The organism is Paenibacillus sp. JJ1683, from assembly GCF_053006485.1.
Genome location: NZ_CM129820.1, coordinates 4,710,234 through 4,735,000 on the forward strand (window position 1 = coordinate 4,710,234; position 24,767 = coordinate 4,735,000).

Here is a 24,767-nt window from a genome sequence, read left to right on the forward strand (position 1 = left end):
TTTTTTTAACGTCTCATCGAAGTCTTTTTTTGATTTGATTACCTTTTTTATTTTGTTCTTTGAATACTTCATATGCTCACATCTTTCCTTGCCTAGCTATTAAACATACTAACTAGCCTATACATCACAAACAACAGTCAAAGCTTACAAAAACCTTACTTTGTTGTAAGGTATATAGAAAACAGCTCAACAGTAATATATGTATTATGTCCAAATGAAGACCTACCCTTAAAAGTGATTAAGATCATGACAGATATAACATTCTCTAAAAAAATGAGTCGGGCTCTATGACCCGACTCATTTTAGTATTAATTGATGTTATAACCCAGACAAATCCGTGTTCATTCTCTTAGCTTCGCTGTCTCATCGCCTCGAATAATAACACCGTAGAGGCCATGGCTGCATTCAGTGACTCTGCTTGTCCCTGCATTGGAATGAATACTGATTCATCCACCATACTAGCGGTAGCAGCAGAAATACCTTGGCCCTCGTTGCCAATCACGAGCCAGGTGGATACACGCAAATCCACGGCATAGCATGACAAGCTTGCATCCAGCGAGGTGCTGAGCAAGCGGGCCCCTTTACTTTTGGCCTGCGGCAAAAGCTCCTCCAGACTGCCTTCGATGACCGGCAGATGAAATAACGATCCCATCGTGGAACGGATCGTTTTGGGGTTGTACAGGTCGGCGCAGCCATGACCCAATATAACGCCTGCGGCTCCAGCAGCGTCCGCGCTGCGGATAATGGTGCCTACATTGCCGGGGTCCTGTACCCCGTCCAACACCATCACCAGCGCATCTGGCTGCTCAAGTAATGCTGCGAATGCGCTCTGCTCCTGCTTACGCACGATAGCAAAGACAGACTGCGGCGTCTTGGTATCGGTGCATTTGGCAATGACCGCCGTCGACACGGGAATCCATTCCACCGGCTGGTCGGCTGAATCCAGACCATTCAGCTCGGCAGGAATCCCCTTGTCCAAATCATAGGCGACGCTTTCTACTGCCGCGTTCGAACGCAACGCTTCCTGCACTAGATGAATACCCTCAACAATATATTTATGCTGCCGTGTACGATGCTTTTTCTCCAGCAATTGCGACCATTCTTTTACACGCGCATTATTCGGTGAAATGATTTCCATTCGTTTAACCTTCCGTTCTATGGTCCGTTTCTTTAAAAATAAATGATGCATCACTTGTACTTGAACATCAAATCTCTCTAAGCTGCAAAAGCCAGCTCCAGCTTGGTTAGATCGTCCTTGTGACCCACAATGACCAGCACATCACCCGCTTCAAGACGATCCTCAGCATAAGGTGAAATGTTCATCTCCTGGTTTCTGCGAATCGCCATTACATTGCAGCCGAAGCGTGCACGTATGTCTAGCTCCTTCAGATTTTTGCCGATCATGGAATCAGCGGCTCGCATCTCCAAAATACTGTAGTCCTTGGACAGCTCGATATAGTCCAGAATATTGGGAGATGTTAGATGATGGGCTACCCGCAGTCCCATATCCCGTTCAGGATAAACCACTTTATCCGCACCTATTTTTTGCAGCACTTTCCCGTGTAGTTCATTTTGTGCTTTGACCACAAGAGCGGGCACACCCATGTCCTTGAGAATCAATGTTGTTAGAATGCTGGCTTGTATATCTTCACCAATTGCGACTACAATTACGTCAAAATTGCGGATACCCAGTGCTCGCAGTGCTTCCTCATCCGTCGAATCGGCAGACACCGCATGCGTCACAATATTCGACATTTCCTGTGTACGCTGCTCGTCCGAGTCGATAGCCAACACATCAAAACCCATCTCACTCAGCGCGCTGGCAACACTGGAGCCAAAGCGCCCCATGCCAATGACCGCATACTGTTTTTTCGCCATTCCTTCTTTACCTCCCGCTCACCATACTGTCCGTCATAGTATAGCATATCATGCTACAAACATAAATTTTGGCATCCTTATTCCAAATGCTTCTCCATGAATACTGGACCACAGCCCAAGCCATAATACATTCGATCACTATTACAACATACGGGAGGTACACATGCCCATTACAATGGATTTACGACAAGCGATTGTTCACAAAGTTCACGGCAAATCAGAGGCTGATCTTACGGATATGATTATTGGGTCAGTGGATGGACCGGAAGCCGCTTTGCCTGGATTGGGTGTCATTCTTGAAATCGCATGGAAGCATATGAGTCCAAACCAGCAGCATGACTTCGTCCATTTGGCACATGAACAAATCGATAAAATCAAACCCGTGCCCTTAACCTAGCTCTAGCTACTCAACTTCCTGTTATGCTTTAATTGTGCTCATTATTTTTACCCGTATTCGAAAATGAGAATAGTCCACTCGCATTCATGTCGAGTGGACTATTCGTGGTATATATCAAATGACTGAGATCAGACTGCTCTGCATATAAAATTTTATGGAGCCATTTCCAAAAACTTAGCGGTCGGATTTTTTTCTATAGCCGTACGCATGGCATACTCATTTTCGAACAAGGCGACATAATTGCCTTTCTTATCTTTCACAAGCGTAGAGTTGATACGGAACTTGCTCGGATCAATCTGCTCATCCACAATCCAGCGAGCAAATTGGAACGGCATACGCTGAAGCTGTACATCTACCCCATATTCACCCTTCATGCGGTATTCAAATACTTCAAATTGCAGTTGGCCGACTACGCCTAGAAGCGTATCATCGAAGCTTACCGTACGGAACACCTGAATCATACCTTCTTCAGTCAACTGGTCGATACCTTTCAGATACTGCTTGTGCTTTAAAGCATTCTTTACAGTAACCTTAGCAAAAATCTCAGGTGAAAAGGTTGGCAGTTCATCAAATACAACCTCGCCACCTTGACTCAGTGAATCGCCAATGCGGAAAATACCTGGGTCAAACAAGCCTATAATATCCCCAGGGAATGCTTCTTCGACAATATCACGGTCCTGTGCCAAGAACTGCTGTGGTTGGGACAGCTTAATCTCCTTACCCATTCGAACATGTTTAACACTCATCCCGCGTTGGAACTTACCAGACACGATACGCAAAAATGCTATACGGTCACGGTGAGCCGGATTCATATTGGCCTGAATTTTAAATACATAGCCAGTAAACTTCTCGTTCGTTGGCTCAATTTCCCCCACTGTACTGTGGCGCGGTTCCGGCTTAGGAGCAAGCTGAAGGAAGTTTTCCAAAAATGTTTGCACACCAAAGTTATTAATCGCACTCCCAAAGAATATAGGCGTTAATTCTCCACGCTGTACTTTTTCCATATCAAAAGGGTCACCTGCGACATCAAGCAACTCTAAATCTTGGCATAATTGATCATGCAAATATTCGCCCGCCATCTCGCGAATAATCGGATCATTGTAACCTTCCACCTTTTGTACTTTGATCGTGGAATGGTCATCTCCCTGAAACAACTCAACCTGATTTTTGACACGGTCATAAACACCGCACAGATCACGTCCTGTACCAATCGGCCAGTTCATAGGCACCGAACGGATACCAAGCACCTGTTCCAGCTCCTCCATCAAATCAAAGGGACTGCGTCCTTCACGGTCCAGCTTATTAATGAAGGTAAAAATCGGTATTCCGCGCTTCGCACAAACCTGAAACAGCTTGATCGTTTGCGCTTCCACACCTTTTGCTACGTCAATCAGCATGACCGCACTATCTGCGGCTGTTAATGTGCGGTACGTATCTTCACTGAAGTCCTGGTGACCCGGGGTATCCAGAATATTAACGCGATGCCCATTATAATCAAATTGCATCACTGAGGATGTTACCGAAATCCCCCGCTGTTTTTCAATCTCCATCCAGTCACTCGTCGCATGCTTGCTGGCTTTACGAGCTTTGACTGTACCTGCAAGACGAATAGCGCCCCCGAACAGCAGCAACTTTTCCGTCAGTGTCGTTTTACCCGCATCCGGGTGAGAAATAATCGCAAACGTACGCCGTTTGTCGACTTCCTGTTGAAGTATATCTGTTGTTTTACTCATTTCACATATCCCTTCATGATCAAATCCATTGCATTTCTGCTCAAGCTATTATAAAAAGGCCATGATGCACGCCTATTTTCATAAGTTCATCGGCTCATTGCCGTTAGCTCCAGTATTCGGCATACTCCGTCACCATATTCATGATAAATACGATCTATTTACATGTTTTAGCCTGCCTTTAACGTATAATCAGTTGCAAACTGAAAACCTGAGACTAAGCTATTATAGCATACTCCGAACGCAAAGCATCCCCTTACATCCTGAACAGGACATAGGGGGATGCTGGACAAATCGGGATTACTGAGTGCCGCCTACTCGCCAGATGACATTATCTTCATCCTGACCGCTAACCGGCCACCACTTGTAGCCATCCTGCTCCAACAGCTTGTGAGCACCATCAGGTCCCCATGAGCCTGCAGCATAGGTTTCCAGTGTATCCGGGGTTTGCTGCCATGCTTTGGCGATTCGATCAACGAATCCCCACGCTGTAGCCACCTCATCCCAGCGCGTGAAGTACGTCGAGTCACCCTCGATCGCATCCATCAGCAACCGTTCATAAGCTTCCGGTGAGTTGATCCCCACCATACAGCTTTGGCAAAAATCCATCGCCAGCGGCTCAATATCTGACTCCGAACCAGGCTTCTTGGCATTGATTTTAATGTAAATGCCCTCCATTGGATTAACCCGAATGACGAGCAAGTTGGGTTCGAGCTTATGCTTTTGACCGAGATATACATTGGTCGGCATGCTCTTAAATTCCACAACGATCTCCGTAGTTTTTACAGGGAGGCGTTTGCCCGTACGAATGTAGAACGGTACGCCAGCCCAACGGAAGTTATCAACAAACACACGTGAAGCAAAATAAGTCTCTGTATTCGATTGTGGATCAACCTTGTCTTCTTGACGATACCCTGGTAACTGCTGACCGCGATAACTGCCCTCAGTATATTGACCACGTACCACGTTGGTCTTCACATCCTCAGATGATCCAAAAGGTCGTAGTGAACGCAGCACTTTTACCTTTTCATCGCGGATATCCTCTGGCAACAAACGACTAGGTGGCTCCATCGCGATCATCGTAAGCATTTGCAGCATATGGTTCTGTCCCATATCACGCAAGGCACCGGAATGATCATAATAACCTCCGCGTTCCTCTACCCCTACCGTTTCACTCAGCGTAATTTGCACATTGGCAATATGCTTGTTATTCCATAGTGGTTCAAAAAAAGCGTTAGCGAAGCGGATCACCTCGATATTTTGTACCATTTCCTTACCAAGATAGTGATCAATCCGATAAATTTCTTCTTCGGCAAATACTTCACGAATTTCAATGTTCAGTTCTTGTGCAGATTCGAGGTTGTAGCCGAAAGGCTTCTCTATAACCAGACGATTCCAGCCCTTGCCTTCCAACATGCCGCCCTCTTTCAAGCTCTTCGACACACTTCCGAATAATTCAGGAGCCAAGGCCAAATAAAACAACCGATTTCCCGGTATGTTAAACTTACCTTCTATAGCCTCCGTCTGCTGTCTCAGCTCATGAAACCCATCGACATTGTTAATATCCAGCGATTTATATTCAAAATGCTCGGCAAATGCCTGCCATTCTTGATCATTTTCTGCTTTATAGCGACTAAACTCCTGTATGGAAGCGTACAGGTCATTACGGAATTCTGCTTCTGTGCGGGGACGTCTTGCTACACCAATAACAGCAAAATCTTCAGCAAGCTTGCCTTCGCGGTACAAGCTGTAAATAGCAGGAAATAACTTGCGGCGAGCCAAATCGCCCGTAGCACCAAAAATAAACAGAACTGCACCTTGTGTCACAAGAGATTCTTTAACAGGTATGTCAGCCATGAAGTACCTCATTCTTCCCATGTCAAGATTCCGCAATCCACAATCCTCGAAATCCGCATGTAGTATTGTGTATATTTATACAAGATCATACTTGATTTTCGAAAAACATGGAACTAAAGATTTGATGACATTTTAACATATTCCACATGGATAAGCTATCCGATGAATCATAAATTTACCTTATAAGTCAGTATTCAATCGTGATAAGCGGAAAACCAAGTGTTATGCGTTTATCCTGCTGCTCCTTATTTTCATGTACAGCCATCTGCATCTGAACTTGATGCTCACCGCTTTGAACCATTAATGGCAGTTCTGGAGCTTCATAAGATACGGCTACTGTGGTTGCATCTGTGTATCTTTCTTTAGCCTGCATGGAGATGGTCCCTGCTAAGCTCGCTTCTGTTTGTTTCATCAGTTGATCCACGCTTTCCTTTGCTTGCAGCGAACGCTGAACGGAGGTGTTCCACTGCGCTTGAACCCCTATAGAATTTAATTGCTCAGCACAAAGCTTATGAAGCTGAATCAATTGCTCACGTCCTGTGTCACTGCTTTCCAGCTGAACGACTACATACCATTGTCCAGTTTGACGTTCCATCACATTTAAACGAATTTCCAAATCCTCACGATCACGAACAGAACGATAAAGTGTATGTCCATTTTCCACGAGTTTACTTGCTGTGGGTATATTCAGTTGATCAGCTATCTGTGCCGCTATATCTGCCGGATCTTCATGATTAGGAATCCAATCGCCTTGCCATTTTACAACAAGCTTATCCAGTGTACCCGGGGTTTGATCCGATAGGAATAACAACGAGCGTAAAGCCGTTTCTGCCTCGCGGGAATCAGTTCCGTTGGTCTGAAGAGTTCCGTAACGCCAGCCAGCCAGTACCAACACCGTTCCTAATACCAAAATCGCAATAACTCCCTTTTTAATCATCTCTACTTTTAACATGGACGTTCCTTCCCCTCCATAACCATACGTTCTCCGCATATCCACGATAGAATGCTTCTTTTTTCGGCTCGATTGAAATCTATGAATCTATCAATAGCATGCCCGTTGCCAGAGGTTTTATACGCAGAGGAAGTCAGCACAACCGTTCAGAAATATTCATTCGCCTACTGGGTGTTCGACCATACACCGTAGGCACTATAAGAATAGACTATAATCACAACGCATCTTACACCAAAAGAGGTGAAATCATGTTTCCCATTTATCCAGTAAATGAAGCCAGTGTGGCACCTCATGGCGGACGGATGGTCTGTGCCGTCATGCGTGATGGTACACGACACATCGGCATCTTAAGCGGGTGTAGCAAAGGCAAGCTGATGTTAAACGGATATCCATCCTCCTTTCCTGGTAGTCTCTATGCCGGAAGCTACAGTAACAAAGGAAAACAAAAAGCTAAAAAAATCTCCTCTAAAAAGAAAAAAAGGAATTCCAAAAACAAAGCTCGCCCTTCTGCCAAGCTAAATGCCTTTAATAGACCGCCCGACGAACTTCTAAATCCATACTTTCCTTATAACGTAGGCGAATTTGGCTCAAACGGAAATGGAAATTATGCAAATGGCAGAGCAGGCTATCGCGGCAGATATGGATACGGGGGAGGGCTTGCACTAGATCTGGCCTTAATCGCCTTTCTATTCCTCCTTATCTAAACGCCGTATTTCAGAACACAAAAAAACCGGAGGACCATTCATCGCCTCCGGTTCTTTGTATTTGTCGTTTTATAATCTACTCTGCTAAGCCGTTCTTATAGGCATAGATTGCCGCCTGTGTGCGGTCCTCCACTCCTAATTTGGCGAGAAGGTTCGTGACATGGAATTTTACCGTCTTAATCCCGATAATCAGTTCATCTGCGATATCCTGGTTAGACTTCCCTTGTGCCAACAAGCGAAGAACCTCCATCTCACGATCTGTTAGCTCTGTATGTGCGGGCGCTTCAGCCTGTGGCTGGCGGAATCGATTCATCATCTTAGAGGCCACCTGTGACTCGAGTACGGACTGTCCGCGTGCAGCTGCACGGATCGCATCCGCAATCTCGGAAGCACGAGACGTTTTGAGCAAATAACTGAATGCACCTGCCTCAATGACCGGGTACATTTTCTCATCATCCAAATAACTCGTCAGTACAATCACCTTTGTCTCTGGAAGCAGGCGTGTCACTTGGCGTGTCGTTTCAATACCATCCATGCCATCCATGACCAAATCCATTAAAATCACATTTGGCTTGTATTCTGATGCTAACCGTATGCCTTCTTCTCCGCTTCCAGCCTCGCCGACCACTTCAATCCCTTCTTCTGTCCCCAGCACTGCCGCAAGCCCGATCCGCACCATTTCATGGTCGTCTACCAGCAGTACGCTAATCGGTAATTCCGTTTCCATGATCATCGTTCCTTCCGCTTTCATCATAAATAACTGGCACAGACACCTCGATGCGTGTCCCTTTTCCCGGAGCCGTTATATACTGAATAGCTCCCCCAATTTCACTGACCCGCTCCTGCATGGTGGATAATCCATATGATGTCTGCTTTTTCTCATCCATTTCAAAACCAATACCATTATCCCGAATCGTCAGCCTAATGGAATCCGGGCGCTGCACGATACGAATTTCCATACGAGTTGCTTTGGCATGGCGCAATGTATTAGACATCGCTTCCTGAACAATGCGAAATAAGTGATTCTCAATGCCTTTAACCAACTGTACTCCGCTTTCCATCTCAAAATCAATCTCCATTGGTACTTTTGCCTGTAATTCCTGTACCAAATCACGCAAACCCTGCTCAAGCCGTTTTCCTTCCAGATAGACAGGCCGTAAATGAAGGAGTAACGCCCGCATTTCGGATTGTGCCACGGAAGACATTTCTTCAATTAATGCAACCTGACGCTGCGCTTTATCAAAATCCTTGTCCAGTGTCCTGCCCACAGCCGTCGCTGTCATTGAAATAGCAAATAATTGCTGCGATACTGCATCATGCAACTCTCTGGCCAGCCGCTGCCGTTCCTCTACGATCGCAGTCATTCGTGCCTGTTCTGCCAGCTGAGCATTATCTGTAGATAAGCGTTGTAAAGACGTAACTTGTTCCTGCCATTTACGCCCGATTCTTTCCAACTGCTCTCCTAGCCTGCCAAGCTCATCATGCCCTAGGGGTGGCAACTCACGTGCAGGGGTGCCCTTTTCCCACATCAGCAATGTCTCTCTTAACATTTCCAGTCTGCTTTTAAAGCGATAACTTTCATAAAATCCGTACATTGCGCCTGTACCAATCAATACCAGTATAACGGCTCCTGCTACTTTCAGTATCATTCCCCAGGTTGGGAACGACTTCACATATCCATATGTATACAGCATATAAAAGACAACTACGCCCACAACAACACACAGGAGGATACCTTCACCCATACTGCGGGTTACCATGTTGGACGTTTTTTTATGATTCATCCCGGTTCCTCCTGATTCAATAAAATCGAATGCGGACATCACCCGCCAAGTACGAAACGACAAACTTCACTTTATATTCACTCTGCTCAAAATGAGGAGACTTCCACACCAGTCGATTGAGCATCCCTGCCTCATGGTCCCGGTCGAACTGAATCTGCCCGAACAATACGAACATCTCTACCTCTACACCGTAATTATCCGGCAGCGTGATGTCAATGTCACCGAAGATCCCCTGTAAAAATATGACGGGCTCACGTTCCTCTGGAAGAGCCAGCGTCAGGTCAGCATCCACATCCCCAACCACATGCCATATGCTTGTGCTGCGCAAGCTCCACGGCACTTCATCCCATTTGTGATTGGAAATGAAATTGTGTTTGAATATGGAGCTTTGACCTTTATGCAGCTTTCTGGAACGTGAATAGAACACAGCCAGCGAAGCCAATGTGATCACCACAAACAAGAACAAATGATCCAGCACCAGCAGACCAGCACCGATGGCAAGCATCGTATAGCCCTTTTTGATTTTAGAATTGCGAATCTTATATATTCCCGCCAACATTAGGATCAGTGCAAACACGGAGAGGAACCCAATCCACTGACCGAATAAAATAATAATCCCGATGCCAATCCCTGCCAGTGCCAAGGCTGATTTTCTTCTCTCCATGCTGCACCCCCTTTTTTGCTTATACAGGAAGGAAAAGCCATAGTGGCGCAATTTATGGCCATATGGCTTCCCGAACCATACAGATTGAGCACTGTTATTGGTCAGTGTCCATCTATACAGCATATCATAATGTTTGGGTTCCGAGTAGTTAGTCCTTCTTCATATCTACAGGTTTAGCACCTGTCTGAATTTTGGACTTCAATTGTTGAAGCTGCTCATCCACTTTAAATTGTTTTTCAGCTTCTGCGGGATTAACATATGCCTCTCCCGGTGCTTGACGATAAGGGGCACGCAGTACGTCAGCTTCCGCCTCCATTTGCATGATTTTTTCCTCCATGCGGTGGAAGCCCAGCGAAGCAGACCCGCTTTCAATCGTGTGCAAGCTATTGATTTGCGACATTTGCTTTTTGGCTTTTGCCATTTGAGCACGGGATACCAGTTCATTACGCTTATTGCGCATTTTGTAGAATTCATCCTTCATTCCATGAAGCTGCTGTACCAGTTCTTTCGCTTGAAGCTCGGCTTGAGTGTGCAAGTCACGGTATTCATCCTGCTTTTGCACAAAATAAATCTTCTCGCCCAGCAGCTTGCGGGCTACTTCTTCCTGACCATTTCGCAATGCAGATTCGGCCTGCTTTTCGCGCTCATTGGATACACGTACAGCCTCCTCCAAGCGCTGTTTCATACGACGCTCATTTGCCATTTGCTTGGCGACTGTTACCTCAGCCTCGTGAATTTCTGCCTCCATATCACGCAAGTACTGATTTAACATGATAATCGGATCTTCAACTTTATCCAACATTTCATTCACCGATGCTCTTGTCATATCCTTCATTCTTTTAAAGATTCCCATTATTTACGTTCTCCCTTCTCGAATTGCTCCACTTTTTTACGTAACTCTTCCAGTTCCTTTTTCATTGCTTTTTTCTCGATATCTTCCATCATGGAATCCAGATCACTGTTGTGTCCTGCATTAAATTTGGATGAATAGCGGGCATCCTGACCAAACGGGTTCGAGTTGCCGTATGCTCCACCTTGATTGTAACCAGTTCCTTGTCCGTACTGTGTTCTAGTATTACTACCGCCATAATAGCGCGGATCTTGCTGGGTATAGGGACCGCTATCTGGACCGAATCCTCCATCGTAAGGAGATCTTGGTTCCTTGGAAATAACCAACGCTGCAATCACATAAATCATAAATGTGGTGCCTGCTGTAATAAAGAAACTGATCACAACCAGAATACGTATCCAAGTTGAGTCCATTCCTGTTGCGTCAGAAAGACCGCCACATACTCCAGTTAATACTCTATCCCGGCTTGATCGGTAAATTCGGGTCATAATTTACTTACTCCTTCCCGCTGTTGTTCAGCTTGCTTTTCAATCTCGCCCACTCTTGTTCGAGCAGCGATCCACCGCTGTGAGCATCCCTTGTATACTCCTCACCCCGACGCAATTCACGCAGACTCATCGTTTCTGCTTCCATATCGGCTACCCGGTCTTCCAAGCGGTTGAACATTCGGGGAACATTTCGTCCACCGTATGTACCTGCCCGTTCGTTCATTTGCTGCTGGAGTCTCAACGTTTGTACACGTGCAGCGTAATACTGACGCTTACTGTGTACCGTTTGGTATTCTGTCTTTAATGTATCCAGCTGTTGCTCCAATTCACGTAATGATTCACGGCTCTGCTCCCACAGTTCTCTATACTGCTCTTCTTTTTCTGCATACAGCATTTTTTCCTGAAGGGCTAGCTTTGCGACGTGTTCTTCATCTGCTTTCAAAGCCAGAAGCGCTTGTTCCTCCCGTTTGGCCTGCATGGACAATGCATGATCCAACTGCTGCTTCATTTGTCTTGTATGCACTGCATACTGCTGATGAAGCTTTTCCGCTTCGGCGATTTCCTGACGGGTATTATATAGAAACTGGTCAATGAGTTGTACCGGATCTTGACTTTGTTCCAAATGCTCATTGAAGGTTGCTACCGTAATATCACGCATTCTTCGAAAAACACTCATTGGCGTCTACTCCTTTCACAAGTTCGTATTTTCATCATTTCTTGCTCTTTGCTTTCGTGCATTTTTCTTCATCCTCAAACTGTCACATTCAGTAGCGTCTTCTACGGTCACTCAGCATGGATACACCAAATATGATTAATCCGATTGCTAACAGTGGTCCAATAAGCCAGGACAGCTTGCCCAGTAAAATCAGTACCCCGAGCACAAGCACGATCCAACCGAAGAGCGCATTTCCTCTTTTCACACCGTAGTACCCCAGCATAATCATCGCTATCGGAATTAAGTAACCAATCAGATGTCCTACAAAGTGACCGAAAAACGGAGTAAACTTACCGAGCAGCATAATCGAACCCAACACGATCAGTACAATGGCTAACCCATTCCCTTTGTTAACTCTCATCATCTCTCACCGCCTTTCACTGTGTCTTGCTTATGTCCTTATTGTACGCTGACCTAACGTTTGACAAAACGGACCCCAGACGGTTTTTGAACCTAGACCTAAGTCGGGGGTGAATATAGACCTGCGGCTAACCACTTCTACGCTGCTCTGCTGCAAGGGTTGTTGAGTGTCGCTTTCCTGCATGCTTAGAGCGTAGTGAAAGGACGAGACAAGCAAATAAGGCTACCGCTGCCACCATATAAGGCAAATTAATATGAACATCAAACAGCAGTCCTGCAACTAACGGTCCAATTACATTCCCCAAGCTCGTATAGGACGAGTTCATACCCGCTACAAACCCTTGCTCATCCCCAGCCTGCCGCGATAGAGAAGTGCTTACTGCTGGGCGAAGGATATCCATAGCCAGAAAAATGATAAAAGTCGTCAGCATAATCATCACGTACTGCTCGGCAAATAAAGTTAGGAAAATAAACAGTCCTCCAATAGCCAAGCAAAGGTGAATTACTTTTTTCTCACCAAAACGGTTAATGATCCAACCAAATATAGTTGCTTGAACAACTGCCCCCAAAATAGATCCTGTCGTTATAATGATGGCAATATCCATCGGTGTAAAACCATATTTATGGTCAACAAACAGTCCAAATACCGTTTCAAAATTCGCCAATCCAAAAGCAACGACAAATACAATGAGCAAGCCCATGAAATACGGAGATTGATAGGACTTGGCAAATTGCTGTAAAAGGTTTTCTTTTTCACGCGGAAGCTCTCTATTGTACTGTTGTTTTTCCTTGCTCAAAGACTCAGGCAGCACGAACAGAGACAAAATAGCCGCTATTCCTGCAGCACCTGCCGCCGCAAAGAAGGGAATACGTATTCCATAGGCTGCAAGCAAACCGCCAATCCCTGGCCCGATTATGAAGCCTGTGTTAATCGCTGCATTAATCATGCCCATACCCTTGCCTCTTTCCTCAAATGAGGTCACATCAGCGACGTAGGCCATTATAGAGGGAGTAAGCAACGCAGCCCCTACCCCGCCCATGATTCGTGCAACAAACAAGGTAGGAACGGAACCCGCCAATCCAAAAACAAGCTCTGACAGCATGAAAATAAACATCCCAGAAACAATCAACTTTTTACGTCCATAACGGTCAGACAACTTTCCTGACATAGGTGATAATAAAAGCTGTGTCAGCGCAAAGGCTGCAACCATTAGTCCCATTGAAGAACCGTTCATCCCTAGCTCACTTATAAATTTAGGTAAAACAGGAACGACTAATCCAATCCCCATGAATGCTAAAAAAATGTTAAGCATCAATAACAGCATTGCTCCCCGATTTCTTGTTAGTATAGACATATTTCCACCCTTCCTTTTCAGAACCCCTTTTATTTATCAGTAGTTAATTTCAGTATCCTAGCTTCAAAAACAAAAAAACTTTAATTGTTTTATTAGTTTCCATATAAAAAAATAGCCTCTTTTAATATACACATATTATTAGGCTATTTTTGTTTTTCGACTAACCCAAATAACAATATATCTACAATGGAATAAGTTGCTTCCTCTACCGTCACACTGTTATCCAGAAAGAAACGCTGATCAAGCGTTAAATTCACTGAATCAATAATTAGCTTCATGATTAGAGCCTCATTTTTATTCACAATAATTCCTTCTCGAATACCTTCCTGAATTAATGTTCTGATCGGAGACCAATCATTTAAATCAGCATGTACTCTTTTCCATTGCTCAGGATAATACTTTTTCATCTGGTCCAAAATTCTTAAATCATAAAACTTATAATACAGCGGCATAACCCTAATCGACTGCTTAATCTTTTCTAACAAAGATAATTCATTGTTTTGGATAATTTGCTCCGTCTTTTGAATCATATCATCATTTGTACGCTCAATAAGTGTCTCTAAAATAAGCGTCTTAGACGAAAAATTTTCATACAACGTACGCTTACTGATGGCAAGTCTTTTCGCAAGATCATCCATAGTAAATTTCAATCCATTCTCATGAACTTCCTCTACAAAAGCTTCCAAAATTCTTTCTTGCATATGCATTCCTCATTTCTTTTACACTTAATAAACTATAAATGTTTTTCTAGTACCACCATCCTACAACAACATCAAAGTCACAGTCAAATATACTATTTAGAAAAGAAACTATGTGAAGTTCTTATCTTCATTCATCTGACACCCGATTAATTATGTAGCCGAAATTGAGAATGCAATTAATAAAAAGGGTGATAAAATGCCTTTAAGCATTTTATCACCCTTTTGTGTATACCGGCGAGAGGACTGAACCTCCACGGTTTCCCACTCGATACCGAATTAAATCTTGATAATACCTTGTTTGACGAAGTAAAAAAAGCGCTGTTCGTCGATTTCTATCCGCAAGGTAATCTGTCGATGTACTTTGGTATTGAGCAGCGGGATCAACTTCCGTAGCTATGGTCTGCGACAGGACTAACTCAGTTGCTCAGTATCGAGGAATTTTAGAACACTTGTACAACTTCTTTAATATCATCAATTTCCTCAAGAATTGCGCGCTCAATAGCAACCTTTAACGTAATCGTAGCACTTGGGCAACCATTGCATGCTCCCAAAAATCTTAATTTTGCTATACCGTTCTCAACTTCGACCAGTTCAGCATCTCCACCGTCACGCAGTAAGAAAGGACGTAGTTTGAGAAGAACTTCCGATACTTCATCGAATAAAACTCCATTTTCATCCATTATGTTAACTCCTCCCATTGTTTTACCAACCGTCATTCAGACCTTTTTTCATCCTAGATCGTCTGAGTGATCCTTTGCTTTTTGCCTAAGAGTAACCTCTTGATCCGAAAGTTCCCTTATAAGCGTATGAATAGAGTCTAAAGGTATCATCACACCACAACTTGCGCTCAATCCTGACAGCATATGGAGGCAGAATTGAAGTTTTCGTATCTCTCGGGTAATTTGAGCTAGTTCTGAATCGTCCGATTTATTTTTCTTCATTACTAGCACCTCTTTAAAGAATGATAAAGGTTTGATCTATTAAATTAATGAATCAACCGATGCTACCTTCCATCTCAAATTGAATCAACCGATTCATTTCAACGGCATATTCCATTGGCAATTCTTTGGTAAACGGTTCAATAAAGCCCATTACAATCATTTGTGTAGCATCTTGTTCTGTAAGCCCGCGGCTCATTAAGTAAAACAATTGTTCCTCAGACACTTTGGATACTGTTGCCTCGTGCTCCAAAGTAATCTGATCGTTTTTAATTTCATTGTATGGAATCGTATCTGATGTTGACATGTTATCCAATATCAACGTATCGCACTTAATATTGGACTTAGACCCTGCGGAATCGCGGCTGAAGCTGGACAACCCTCGGTAGTTTACTTTTCCGCCCTGCTTGCTGATGGATTTGGATATAATCGTAGATGTTGTCTCGGGAGCAAGGTGTATTACCTTCGCGCCAGCATCTTGATGCTGATCTTTACCGGCTACGGCAATAGACAGGATGGACCCCTTGGCTCCCCGTCCTTTCAATAATACTGCCGGATACTTCATTGTTACCTTGGAGCCGATGTTGCCGTCCACCCATTCCATTGTGGCATTTTCTTCTACCACAGCCCTTTGGGTTACCAAGTTGTAGATATTAGGAGCCCAATTCTGAATGGTCGTGTAACGGACACGGGAATCTTTCCGGCAAATAATTTCAATAACTCCACTATGCAAAGAACTGGTACTATAAATAGGTGCTGTACATCCTTCAACATAATGGACAAAGCTGCCCTCTTCGGCAATAATTAATGTCCGCTCGAATTGACCCATATTTTCAGAATTAATACGGAAATAACCTTGTATAGGAACCTCGCAATGAACACCCTTCGGAATGTATACAAAGCTACCGCCTGACCAAACCGCACTATTAAGCGCCGCAAATTTATTGTCTGCGGGAGGGATGATCGTCCCAAAATATTGCTTAAACACTTCGGGGTATTGCTTTAATGCAGTATCCGTATCAAGGAAAATAACGCCCTGATCCTCCAGTTCTTTCCGCATGCTGTGATAAACTACTTCCGACTCATATTGAGCGGATACGCCCGCCAGGAACTTTTGCTCCGCTTCAGGGATTCCCAGCTTGTCAAAGGTTGCTTTGATCTCGGAAGGAACCTCCTCCCAGGTCTTTCCCTGTTTTTCAGAAGGGCGAACGTAATACTGGATGTCATCAAGATTTAGCCCGGTCAAATCCGCTCCCCATTCAGGCATCGGCATTTTGTAGAATTGATTCAAAGCTTTCAACCGAAAATTGAGCATCCACTCCGGCTCTTCCTTGATCCGGGAAATTTCCCGGACAATCTCTTCCGTCAGACCTTTTCCAGATTGAAAAATAGACTGGTGCTTGTCGCGAAACCCATATTTATATTCGCCCATATCTGGTGCTTTTTTAGCCATTAGTATCACTCCTTTTTAACCTTTCAAGAATCATTTTGATTTGCTATGATCTGCCGAGCTTGCTTTCCACTAAATCTTTTAGGCGACTACGAACACCTTCCAGCGGGATCTCCGAAATGACAGGAGCGAGAAATCCGAAAATAACAAGATGTTCGGCTTCACTCCTTGATATCCCGCGCGACATCAGATAATAGATTTGCTCTGCATTTACTTGCCCCACGGATGCAGCATGACCCGCGGTTACATCATCCTCATCTATCAGCAGGATCGGATTGGCATCGCCGCGAGCTTTAGGACTTAGCATAAGCACGCGTTCTGTTTGCTGACCATCACAATGGGTTGCACCTTTTTCAATCTTTGTAATGCCGTTGATAATGGCCGTAGCTTCTTCAAGCATGACTGCACGCGTAATCATCTGGCTTACCGAGCTTCTGCCAAAATGCTGAGCTTGAGTTGTATAGCTCGATTTTTGATTACCCGTGCCAATAGCAATTACCTTATTGTCGGAGACCACCCCGTTGCCTTGTAACAAAGTCTTGGTATCGCTGGCGGTATAACCATTGTTCATCTCACCGATAATCCATTCCACACCCCCATCAGCAAGAACGACCGCCCGTCGCTGGGTGAAATCTGTTGTAGTTGCAGCAAGCTGATGAACCGAAGCTACTTGCACCTTTGAGCCCGCCCCCGCGAAGACCTCCGTCACACCGTTATGCAATACCTTGACATCATCACCACTCGATACACAATTATCCACATAAGTGATCTTGCTGTTGCTCCCTGCCACAATTAAGACGTGAGGAGCAAAACACACACCGCTTGTATCGTTGAGAAAGATCGCTTGAATAGGTGCTTCAACCTCTACATCGTCTGGGACATATAGAAAAACGCCACCACTCCATAAGGCACTGTGTGCAGCAGATAAACGATGTTCTTCTGGCTTTACTGCCTGAAAGAGATAACGTTGAACCAGCTCCTCATGCTCTTTTGCCGCAGTATGCAGATCCGTTAAAATGACTCCCTGGGCGGCTAAGCTCTCGGACAATTTCGTATACACTACATCCGAGTTGAACTGAACGATTAGTCCGCCTTTCACCGGAGAAGTAACCAAACCTCGAACAACCTCCGGCGCTTCCTCCAAACTAGACCACGCATTCTCAGCTTTGTAATCTCCACTTTCGTAGATATCCCATTTTTCAAGATTGATTTTCTCCACTTTAGGCAACTCCAGCGTCCCTGCCAGTTCGAGTGCATGAACGCGGCGTTCAATCAGCCAACGAGGTTCATCCTTAGCACTTGACCATGCGCGTAAATCGTCCACATTCATTGAAACTCTAGCTTGTATATCCACGTGCTGTTCCTCCTCTCCGGCTTTTAAGCTTCCCTTACCGTCTCATCCGTAATCCCAAGTTCCTCCTTCACCCAATCGTACCCTTCAGCCTCCAAACGGTGGGCAAGCTCCGGACCGCCAGATTTAACTATCTGGCCTTGCATCATGACATGCACAAAATCCGGGGTAATATAATTCAACAGTCGTTGATAATGGGTGATGATTAAAAAGCCTCTATCCGGGCTGCGCATCTCATTTACGCCATTGGCCACAATACGCAGTGCATCAATATCAAGCCCTGAGTCCACTTCATCCAGGATCACAAACTTGGGTTCAAGTAGCATCATTTGCAAAATCTCATTCCGCTTTTTTTCACCGCCAGAGAATCCCTCATTCAAATAACGATGCACAAATTCCGGGTTCATCTCCAGCCCCTTCATTTTGCTCTCCATTTCACGGATAAAACGGATTAAGGATATCTCATCGCCTTCTTCACGCCGTGCATTGATGGCACTTCTGAGAAAATCCGAGTTGGTCACGCCAGCAATTTCACTTGGGTATTGCATAGCGAGGAACAAGCCTGCCTGGGCACGCTCATCCACCTCCATCTCCAGAAGGTCTTCATTGTCCAATGTCACCTTACCGCCAGTAACCTCATATTTGGGATGGCCCATTAAAGCTGAAGCCAATGTACTTTTCCCCGTCCCATTAGGCCCCATAATCGCATGAATCTCTCCGCCATGAATCTCCAGTGTGAGCCCTTTTAAAATTTCTTTCCCTTCAATCTTGGATCTTAATTCCTCAATCTTTAATGTCGTCATTTATCATAAACTTCCCTTCGGAGTATTCTTCGGCACGCGCCACCAAATCACTCATAAATTTTCCAATAGTCTGCAGCTCAACCTCTGAATAGGATTCAATGAATTGGTAAAACCTTTCTTCTTTTTCTTTGTGCAGTTCTTTATGCAAATGATAAACGTGTCTTCCCTTATCCGTTAAACTAAAGTAAATCTCCTTACGATTGCTGTTCAGTTGACTTTTCATAATGAAGCCCATTTCCAGCAGCTTTGCACTAATTTTAGTAATACTAGCTTTGGACAACCCCATCTTCTCCACAATCCCGGTATGATTTATCGGTTCATAATCACCAATGCAATCAATAACGTGTACACTAGTAATATTGTTGGAGAGCATGTCAATCTGGTACTTTCTGGCCTGTTGCCGAAACGAGTTAATTTCTTGTTCAGTATACAGCTCATTCAGATGTAGCATTTTAATATATTGCTCGTAAAGATGACCTTTAAAATGATTTTGAAACTCCAATTTCTCAATCTCCCCTCTTTTGTAGTAGTTGCAGACCAAGTTTAGTGTCACCATTAGATTATTTTTGTTCACTAGTAAACAAAGTTATATTAACACAATTGATATTGATTATCAATATCAATTGTGTTAAATGTGATACAATTTTGGAGGCACTTTTCATCATGGGTTTGTTGTCATTGTCATCGGCCTCAGGCTGTGTTTTGACTAGAGCACGTTCTGGAAATGGTTTTGAATACCTCTGATCAATCCTGCTTTGCGGGGGTTGAACAATGGAACCAATTCGGCACCACCCGGATGGATCTGGTAACCGAAGCCAAGTCCAATACCGTTGCCTATGAACGTCATGGTACACCTGCCAAAGACCGGGGTCGCTATCGTAAAAAGGACAAAGGTGGTGCTTGGCCGAGCTGTTTTAAAGCCGTATCGCCGCGTTTGAGTACGCTATCGTGAGCATGTATAGCAATGAATAATCAGTCAGTTACCTGTGTCTGGATATGTTATGAGGCCAAAGAGTATACCAAAAACTGTGGTTTTTGCTGGTGAATCCGAACAGGCGATGCTCCATTCTAGCCAGCACCGATCTGACACTGGAGATGACCTAGATCATCGAACTTTATCCGCCCAGTTCAAAATCAAATGCACCTTCTGGGCGCTAAAGCAATCCATCGGCGGATTAGCTACCACTTTTGTAGCAAATCCATTCCGAAGCTCAACTGGTATTTGAAAAAGGATCGGGTTCACCCTCTGGAGTTGTTGGAAGAGGAGAAAGCGCAACGGGACATCCGCCTAACTGTAAAGATGAGAATGGTAAACGATAACCAAAATGGATCCCTACGGGGCTTAAGATAAAAGGAACCAAGAAAAGAGCCGAAATCTTGCTTCAGGAAGCCAGAAAGAATTATCATATGGAAGGACAAGCACTCGCGGTTGAAAACGAAGATATGCTGCAAGAGTAAAAGCGGCTACTCCATCCGGTAATCAAAGGTGTCTTCAGCTCAAGCAATGAGTGGGGTACTAAAGCTCAAATAAAAAAAGTTCATTAGAGAATGTCTCTAATGAACTTTTTTAGTTAATACCGGCGAGAGGACTCGAACCTCCACGGTTTCCCACTCGATTTTGAGTCGAGCGCGTCTGCCATTCCGCCACGCCGGCATATTTAATTATGGAGGCGCCACCCAGATTTGAACTGGGGAATAAAGCTTTTGCAGAGCTTTGCCTTACCACTTGGCTATGGCGCCAGAATATAACTAAGCGGACGACGGGAATCGAACCCGCGACCCTCGCCTTGGCAAGGCGATGCTCTACCGCTGAGCCACGTCCGCATAAGATGGCTGGGGATATAGGATTTGAACCTATGCATGACGGAGTCAAAGTCCGTTGCCTTACCGCTTGGCTAATCCCCAATAAGAAAGGGCGGCCGATGGGGCTTGAACCCACGAATGCCGGAGTCACAGTCCGGTGCGTTAACCACTTCGCCACGACCGCCACAGGAAAATAAGTAATTGGCAGGGGCAGCAGGAATTGAACCCACACCAACGGTTTTGGAGACCGTTGTTCTACCTTTAAACTATGCCCCTATAAAACTGGTGGAGGATGATGGATTCGAACCACCGAACCCGTAAGGGAGCAGATTTACAGTCTGATGCGTTTGGCCACTTCGCTAATCCTCCAAAATGGTGCCGGCGAGAGGACTTGAACCCCCAACCTACTGATTACAAGTCAGTTGCTCTACCAATTGAGCTACACCGGCACAAAAACTATTCAATTAAAAGTGGCTCGGGACGGAATCGAACCGCCGACACGAGGATTTTCAGTCCTCTGCTCTACCGACTGAGCTACCGAGCCTCACAATAAGACTCTTTACCAAGCAATGTATTACTAATGGCGGAACTGACGGGATTCGAACCCGCGATCTCCTGCGTGACAGGCAGGCATGTTAGGCCTCTACACCACAGTTCCATAATATATTTAAATTGGTTGCGGGGGCAGGATTTGAACCTGCGACCTTCGGGTTATGAGCCCGACGAGCTACCGAACTGCTCCACCCCGCGACAGTAATAAGTATTTACTTTTTAAATGGTGGAGGCTGAGGGGATCGAACCCCCGACCCTCTGCTTGTAAGGCAGATGCTCTCCCAGCTGAGCTAAGCCTCCTCAACGGAACACTTTTCATATTATACCACAACAAACTTTTTATTGCAACTTTTGTGATTATTTTTTTATGACCCGTAGGGGATTCGAACCCCTGTTACCTCCGTGAAAGGGAGGTGTCTTAACCCCTTGACCAACGGGCCATACTATAAAATAATTCTGGCGGAGAGAGAGGGATTCGAACCCTCGAGACGCTTTTGGCGCCTACACGATTTCCAATCGTGCTCCTTCGGCCAACTCGGACACCTCTCCATATGGCTCCCCGAACAGGACTCGAACCTGTGACAACTCGATTAACAGTCGAGTGCTCTACCAACTGAGCTATCAGGGAATATTAACATTTGTTTCAAGGTTACACCCTGAAAACTGGATCCGAAACTCATTGCGTCTTATCTTTAGGATAAGCCCTCGACCGATTAGTATTGGTCAGCTCCATGCATTACTGCACTTCCACCCCCAACCTATCTACCTCGTCGTCTTCAAGGGGTCTTACTAATTGGGAAATCTCATCTTGAGGGGGGCTTCACGCTTAGATGCTTTCAGCGCTTATCCCTTCCGTACATAGCTACCCAGCGGTGCTCCTGGCGGAACAACTGGTACACCAGCGGTACGTCCATCCCGGTCCTCTCGTACTAAGGACAGCTCCTCTCAAATTTCCTACGCCCACGACAGATAGGGACCGAACTGTCTCACGACGTTCTGAACCCAGCTCGCGTACCGCTTTAATGGGCGAACAGCCCAACCCTTGGGACCTACTTCAGCCCCAGGATGCGATGAGCCGACATCGAGGTGCCAAACCTCCCCGTCGATGTGGACTCTTGGGGGAGATAAGCCTGTTATCCCCAGGGTAGCTTTTATCCGTTGAGCGATGGCCCTTCCATGCGGTACCACCGGATCACTAAGCCCGACTTTCGTCCCTGCTCGACTTGTAGGTCTCGCAGTCAAGCTCCCTTCTGCCTTTGCACTCTTCGAATGATTTCCAACCATTCTGAGGGAACCTTGGGGCGCCTCCGTTACTCTTTAGGAGGCGACCGCCCCAGTCAAACTGCCCACCTGACACTGTCCTCGCACCGGATCACGGTACCAAGTTAGAACCTAGATACGATCAGGGTGGTATCCCAAGGATGCCTCCCTTCAAGCTGGCGCTCAAAGTTCTACGGCTCCCACCTATCCTGTACAGATCGTACCCAAATTCAATATCAAGCTGCAGTAAAGCTCCATGGGGTCTTTCCGTCTTGTCGCGGGTAACCTGCATCTTCACAGGTATTAAAATTTCACCGGATCTCTCGTTGAGACAGCGCCCAAGTCGTTACGCCATTCGTGCGGGTCAGAATTTACCTGACAAGGAATTTCGCTACCTTAGGACCGTTATAGTTACGGCCGCCGTTTACTGGGGCTTCGGTTCATAGCTTCGCCCGAAGGCTTACCACTCCCCTTAACCTTCCAGCACCGGGCAGGCGTCAGCCCGTATACTTCGCCTTGCGGCTTCGCACAGACCTGTGTTTTTGCTAAACAGTCGCTTGGGCCTTTTCACTGCGGCCCCCTCGGGCTATTCACCCTACCGAGGCACCCCTTCTCCCGAAGTTACGGGGTCATTTTGCCGAGTTCCTTAACGAGAGTTCTTCCGCGCGCCTTAGAATTCTCTTCTCGCCTACCTGTGTCGGTTTGCGGTACGGGCACCTTCTCCTGGCTAGAGGCTTTTCTTGGCAGTCTGAGATCATGACCTTCGCTACTATAATTTTCGCTCCCCATCACAGCCCAGCCTTACGATGTGCGGATTTGCCTACACATCAGCCTCACTGCTTAGACGGACATCCATCAGTCCGCGTCACTACCCTACTGCGTCACCCCATCGCTCATAACGGATTACGGTGGTACAGGAATTTCCACCTGTTGTCCTTCGACTACGCCTATCGGCCTCGCCTTAGGTCCCGACTTACCCTGAGCGGACGAACCTTCCTCAGGAACCCTTAGGCTTTCGGCGGATCTGATTCTCACAGATCTTTTCGTTACTCATACCGGCATTCTCACTTGAATGCAGTCCAGCGCTCCTTCCGGTACACCTTCAACCCGCATTCAACGCTCCCCTACCCCTGATGCAAGCATCAAGCCATAGCTTCGGTGGTGTGTTTAGCCCCGTTACATTTTCGGCGCAGAGTCACTCGACCAGTGAGCTATTACGCACTCTTTCAATGGTGGCTGCTTCTAAGCCAACATCCTGGTTGTCTGTGCAACTCCACATCCTTTCCCACTTAACACACACTTGGGGACCTTAGCTGATGGTCTGGGCTGTTTCCCTTTCGACAATGGATCTTAGCACTCACTGTCTGACTCCCGGAACTAAATCTATGGCATTCGGAGTTTGACTGAGCTTGGTAACCCTTGCGGGCCCCGCACCCAATCAGTGCTCTACCTCCACGATTCTTCTTTCCGAGGCTAGCCCTAAAGCTATTTCGGGGAGAACCAGCTATCTCCGGGTTCGATTGGAATTTCTCCGCTACCCCCACCTCATCCCCGCATTTTTCAACATGCGTGGGTTCGGGCCTCCAGTGCGTGTTACCGCACCTTCACCCTGGACAGGGGTAGATCACCCGGTTTCGGGTCTACGTCCACGTACTCATTCGCCCTATTCAGACTCGCTTTCGCTGCGGCTTCAGCTCTTCACCTTAACCTTGCACGGGAACGTAACTCGCCGGTTCATTCTACAAAAGGCACGCCATCACCCCTAAATTGGGCTCTGACTTCTTGTAAGCACACGGTTTCAGGATCTATTTCACTCCCCTTCCGGGGTGCTTTTCACCTTTCCCTCACGGTACTGCTTCACTATCGGTCGCCAGGGAGTATTTAGCCTTGGCAGATGGTCCTGCCGGATTCATACGGGGTTTCACGTGCCCCGCACTACTCGGGATCCGTCTCGGAGGGAACGGGTTTTGAACTACAGGGCTTTTACCTTCTCTGGCGGGCCTTTCCAGACCTCTTCATCTAACCGGTTCCTTTGTAACTCCATGTGAGACGTCCCACAACCCCAAGGAGCAAGCTCCTTGGTTTGGGCTAATCCGCGTTCGCTCGCCGCTACTGACGGAATCACTATTGTTTTCTCTTCCTCAGGGTACTTAGATGTTTCAGTTCCCCTGGTCT

Annotated in this window: 21 protein-coding genes, 15 tRNA genes, 1 rRNA gene and 1 pseudogene (1 of these 38 only partly in view); 3 read left to right on the plus strand and 35 right to left on the minus strand. The window is 45.8% G+C overall.

Annotated features, from left to right (window positions below):
• Window positions 1–349: 349 nt before the first annotated feature.
• Both ACUC6J_RS20265 and ACUC6J_RS20270 read right to left on the minus strand, forming a co-directional pair.
• On the minus strand, window positions 350–1,138 hold the full coding sequence (locus ACUC6J_RS20265; protein ID WP_117289251.1) for a TrmH family RNA methyltransferase: 789 nt from the start codon (window positions 1,136–1,138) through the stop codon (window positions 350–352).
• Between the two features lie 77 nt (window positions 1,139–1,215).
• Window positions 1,216–1,884: pseudogene (locus ACUC6J_RS20270) on the minus strand (potassium channel family protein); the annotation flags it as partial.
• A 157-nt stretch (window positions 1,885–2,041) separates the two neighbouring features.
• On the opposite strand from ACUC6J_RS20270, the gene ACUC6J_RS20275 reads away from it, so the two are divergent.
• Window positions 2,042–2,275, plus strand: a complete 234-nt coding sequence (locus ACUC6J_RS20275; RefSeq protein WP_016819939.1) for a small acid-soluble spore protein SspI — start codon at window positions 2,042–2,044, stop codon at window positions 2,273–2,275.
• 152 nt (window positions 2,276–2,427) lie between these two features.
• On the opposite strand, the gene ACUC6J_RS20280 is transcribed toward ACUC6J_RS20275, so the two are convergent.
• The 3 genes from ACUC6J_RS20280 to ACUC6J_RS20290 form a co-directional block, all read right to left on the minus strand.
• Window positions 2,428–4,008, minus strand: a complete 1,581-nt coding sequence (locus ACUC6J_RS20280) for a peptide chain release factor 3 (protein WP_447249342.1) — start codon at window positions 4,006–4,008, stop codon at window positions 2,428–2,430.
• 297 nt (window positions 4,009–4,305) lie between these two features.
• The gene (gene zwf, locus ACUC6J_RS20285; protein ID WP_016819937.1) at window positions 4,306–5,862 is read right to left on the minus strand and encodes a glucose-6-phosphate dehydrogenase; all 1,557 of its coding nucleotides are present in this window, start codon (window positions 5,860–5,862) and stop codon (window positions 4,306–4,308) included.
• A gap of 187 nt (window positions 5,863–6,049) precedes the next feature.
• On the minus strand, window positions 6,050–6,814 hold the full coding sequence (locus tag ACUC6J_RS20290; protein WP_447249343.1) for a YwmB family TATA-box binding protein: 765 nt from the start codon (window positions 6,812–6,814) through the stop codon (window positions 6,050–6,052).
• A 248-nt stretch (window positions 6,815–7,062) separates the two neighbouring features.
• Here ACUC6J_RS20290 and ACUC6J_RS20295 point away from each other — a divergent pair, with 248 nt between their 5' ends.
• Window positions 7,063–7,518, plus strand: a complete 456-nt coding sequence (locus tag ACUC6J_RS20295) for a hypothetical protein (RefSeq protein ID WP_016819935.1) — start codon at window positions 7,063–7,065, stop codon at window positions 7,516–7,518.
• 76 nt (window positions 7,519–7,594) lie between these two features.
• On the opposite strand, the gene ACUC6J_RS20300 is transcribed toward ACUC6J_RS20295, so the two are convergent.
• The 14 genes from ACUC6J_RS20300 to ACUC6J_RS20365 form a co-directional block, all read right to left on the minus strand.
• A complete protein-coding gene (locus ACUC6J_RS20300) occupies window positions 7,595–8,245 on the minus strand; it encodes a response regulator (RefSeq protein ID WP_013372995.1) in 651 nt (216 codons plus the stop codon).
• Entirely contained in the window at window positions 8,223–9,302 is a 1,080-nt protein-coding gene (locus tag ACUC6J_RS20305; RefSeq protein ID WP_013372996.1) for a sensor histidine kinase, read from the minus strand. Before ACUC6J_RS20305 ends, ACUC6J_RS20300 begins: the two co-directional genes overlap by 23 nt.
• 16 nt (window positions 9,303–9,318) lie before the next feature.
• The gene (liaF, locus tag ACUC6J_RS20310; RefSeq protein ID WP_016819934.1) at window positions 9,319–9,966 is read right to left on the minus strand and encodes a cell wall-active antibiotics response protein LiaF; all 648 of its coding nucleotides are present in this window, start codon (window positions 9,964–9,966) and stop codon (window positions 9,319–9,321) included.
• Between the two features lie 148 nt (window positions 9,967–10,114).
• A complete protein-coding gene (locus ACUC6J_RS20315; protein ID WP_016819933.1) occupies window positions 10,115–10,819 on the minus strand; it encodes a PspA/IM30 family protein in 705 nt (234 codons plus the stop codon).
• On the minus strand, window positions 10,819–11,304 hold the full coding sequence (locus ACUC6J_RS20320) for a PspC domain-containing protein (RefSeq protein ID WP_016819932.1): 486 nt from the start codon (window positions 11,302–11,304) through the stop codon (window positions 10,819–10,821). Before ACUC6J_RS20320 ends, ACUC6J_RS20315 begins: the two co-directional genes overlap by 1 nt.
• A 7-nt stretch (window positions 11,305–11,311) precedes the next feature.
• Complete coding sequence (locus ACUC6J_RS20325; protein WP_019688580.1) at window positions 11,312–11,980, minus strand: PspA/IM30 family protein; 669 nt, start codon at window positions 11,978–11,980, stop codon at window positions 11,312–11,314.
• Between the two features lie 88 nt (window positions 11,981–12,068).
• Window positions 12,069–12,380, minus strand: a complete 312-nt coding sequence (locus ACUC6J_RS20330) for a LiaF transmembrane domain-containing protein (protein WP_017428655.1) — start codon at window positions 12,378–12,380, stop codon at window positions 12,069–12,071.
• Between the two features lie 127 nt (window positions 12,381–12,507).
• Window positions 12,508–13,734, minus strand: coding sequence for an MFS transporter (locus ACUC6J_RS20335; RefSeq protein WP_090890474.1), 1,227 nt, complete (start codon window positions 13,732–13,734; stop codon window positions 12,508–12,510).
• A gap of 143 nt (window positions 13,735–13,877) precedes the next feature.
• Window positions 13,878–14,435, minus strand: coding sequence for a TetR/AcrR family transcriptional regulator (locus tag ACUC6J_RS20340; RefSeq protein ID WP_016819928.1), 558 nt, complete (start codon window positions 14,433–14,435; stop codon window positions 13,878–13,880).
• Between the two features lie 440 nt (window positions 14,436–14,875).
• Window positions 14,876–15,115, minus strand: a complete 240-nt coding sequence (locus ACUC6J_RS20345) for a NifU family protein (protein WP_013373004.1) — start codon at window positions 15,113–15,115, stop codon at window positions 14,876–14,878.
• Between the two features lie 313 nt (window positions 15,116–15,428).
• Window positions 15,429–16,826, minus strand: coding sequence for a Fe-S cluster assembly protein SufB (sufB, locus tag ACUC6J_RS20350; protein WP_019688583.1), 1,398 nt, complete (start codon window positions 16,824–16,826; stop codon window positions 15,429–15,431).
• A 43-nt stretch (window positions 16,827–16,869) separates the two neighbouring features.
• Entirely contained in the window at window positions 16,870–18,177 is a 1,308-nt protein-coding gene (gene sufD, locus ACUC6J_RS20355; protein ID WP_447249344.1) for a Fe-S cluster assembly protein SufD, read from the minus strand.
• Window positions 18,178–18,200: 23 nt separating this feature from the next.
• Window positions 18,201–18,977: a Fe-S cluster assembly ATPase SufC gene (gene sufC, locus ACUC6J_RS20360; protein ID WP_016819924.1), complete on the minus strand. Its 777-nt coding sequence runs from the start codon at window positions 18,975–18,977 to the stop codon at window positions 18,201–18,203.
• The gene (locus ACUC6J_RS20365) at window positions 18,958–19,479 is read right to left on the minus strand and encodes a MarR family transcriptional regulator (protein ID WP_016819923.1); all 522 of its coding nucleotides are present in this window, start codon (window positions 19,477–19,479) and stop codon (window positions 18,958–18,960) included. Before ACUC6J_RS20365 ends, sufC begins: the two co-directional genes overlap by 20 nt.
• A gap of 228 nt (window positions 19,480–19,707) precedes the next feature.
• Here ACUC6J_RS20365 and ACUC6J_RS20370 point away from each other — a divergent pair, with 228 nt between their 5' ends.
• Window positions 19,708–19,929, plus strand: a complete 222-nt coding sequence (locus ACUC6J_RS20370) for a hypothetical protein (protein WP_447249345.1) — start codon at window positions 19,708–19,710, stop codon at window positions 19,927–19,929.
• Between the two features lie 623 nt (window positions 19,930–20,552).
• On the opposite strand, the gene ACUC6J_RS20375 is transcribed toward ACUC6J_RS20370, so the two are convergent.
• From ACUC6J_RS20375 to ACUC6J_RS20450, 16 genes are all read right to left on the minus strand, one after another.
• Window positions 20,553–20,631: transfer RNA gene (locus tag ACUC6J_RS20375), tRNA-Leu, on the minus strand.
• 11 nt (window positions 20,632–20,642) lie between these two features.
• Window positions 20,643–20,717: transfer RNA gene (locus tag ACUC6J_RS20380), tRNA-Cys, on the minus strand.
• A 12-nt stretch (window positions 20,718–20,729) separates the two neighbouring features.
• Window positions 20,730–20,801: transfer RNA gene (locus ACUC6J_RS20385), tRNA-Gly, on the minus strand.
• A 6-nt stretch (window positions 20,802–20,807) separates the two neighbouring features.
• A tRNA-Gln gene (locus tag ACUC6J_RS20390) sits at window positions 20,808–20,882 on the minus strand.
• Between the two features lie 9 nt (window positions 20,883–20,891).
• Window positions 20,892–20,964 (minus strand) — tRNA-His (locus ACUC6J_RS20395).
• 18 nt (window positions 20,965–20,982) lie between these two features.
• Window positions 20,983–21,056: transfer RNA gene (locus ACUC6J_RS20400), tRNA-Trp, on the minus strand.
• Window positions 21,057–21,063: 7 nt separating this feature from the next.
• Window positions 21,064–21,149: transfer RNA gene (locus ACUC6J_RS20405), tRNA-Tyr, on the minus strand.
• Between the two features lie 4 nt (window positions 21,150–21,153).
• Window positions 21,154–21,229: transfer RNA gene (locus tag ACUC6J_RS20410), tRNA-Thr, on the minus strand.
• Between the two features lie 22 nt (window positions 21,230–21,251).
• Window positions 21,252–21,324, minus strand: a tRNA-Phe gene (locus ACUC6J_RS20415).
• 37 nt (window positions 21,325–21,361) lie between these two features.
• A tRNA-Asp gene (locus ACUC6J_RS20420) sits at window positions 21,362–21,438 on the minus strand.
• 15 nt (window positions 21,439–21,453) lie between these two features.
• Window positions 21,454–21,530 (minus strand) — tRNA-Met (locus ACUC6J_RS20425).
• A gap of 26 nt (window positions 21,531–21,556) precedes the next feature.
• Window positions 21,557–21,632: transfer RNA gene (locus tag ACUC6J_RS20430), tRNA-Val, on the minus strand.
• Window positions 21,633–21,700: 68 nt separating this feature from the next.
• Window positions 21,701–21,772, minus strand: a tRNA-Glu gene (locus ACUC6J_RS20435).
• 17 nt (window positions 21,773–21,789) lie between these two features.
• A tRNA-Ser gene (locus ACUC6J_RS20440) sits at window positions 21,790–21,881 on the minus strand.
• 3 nt (window positions 21,882–21,884) lie between these two features.
• Window positions 21,885–21,960 (minus strand) — tRNA-Asn (locus tag ACUC6J_RS20445).
• Window positions 21,961–22,025: 65 nt separating this feature from the next.
• A 23S ribosomal RNA gene (locus ACUC6J_RS20450) occupies window positions 22,026–24,767 on the minus strand (it continues 183 nt past the right edge of the window).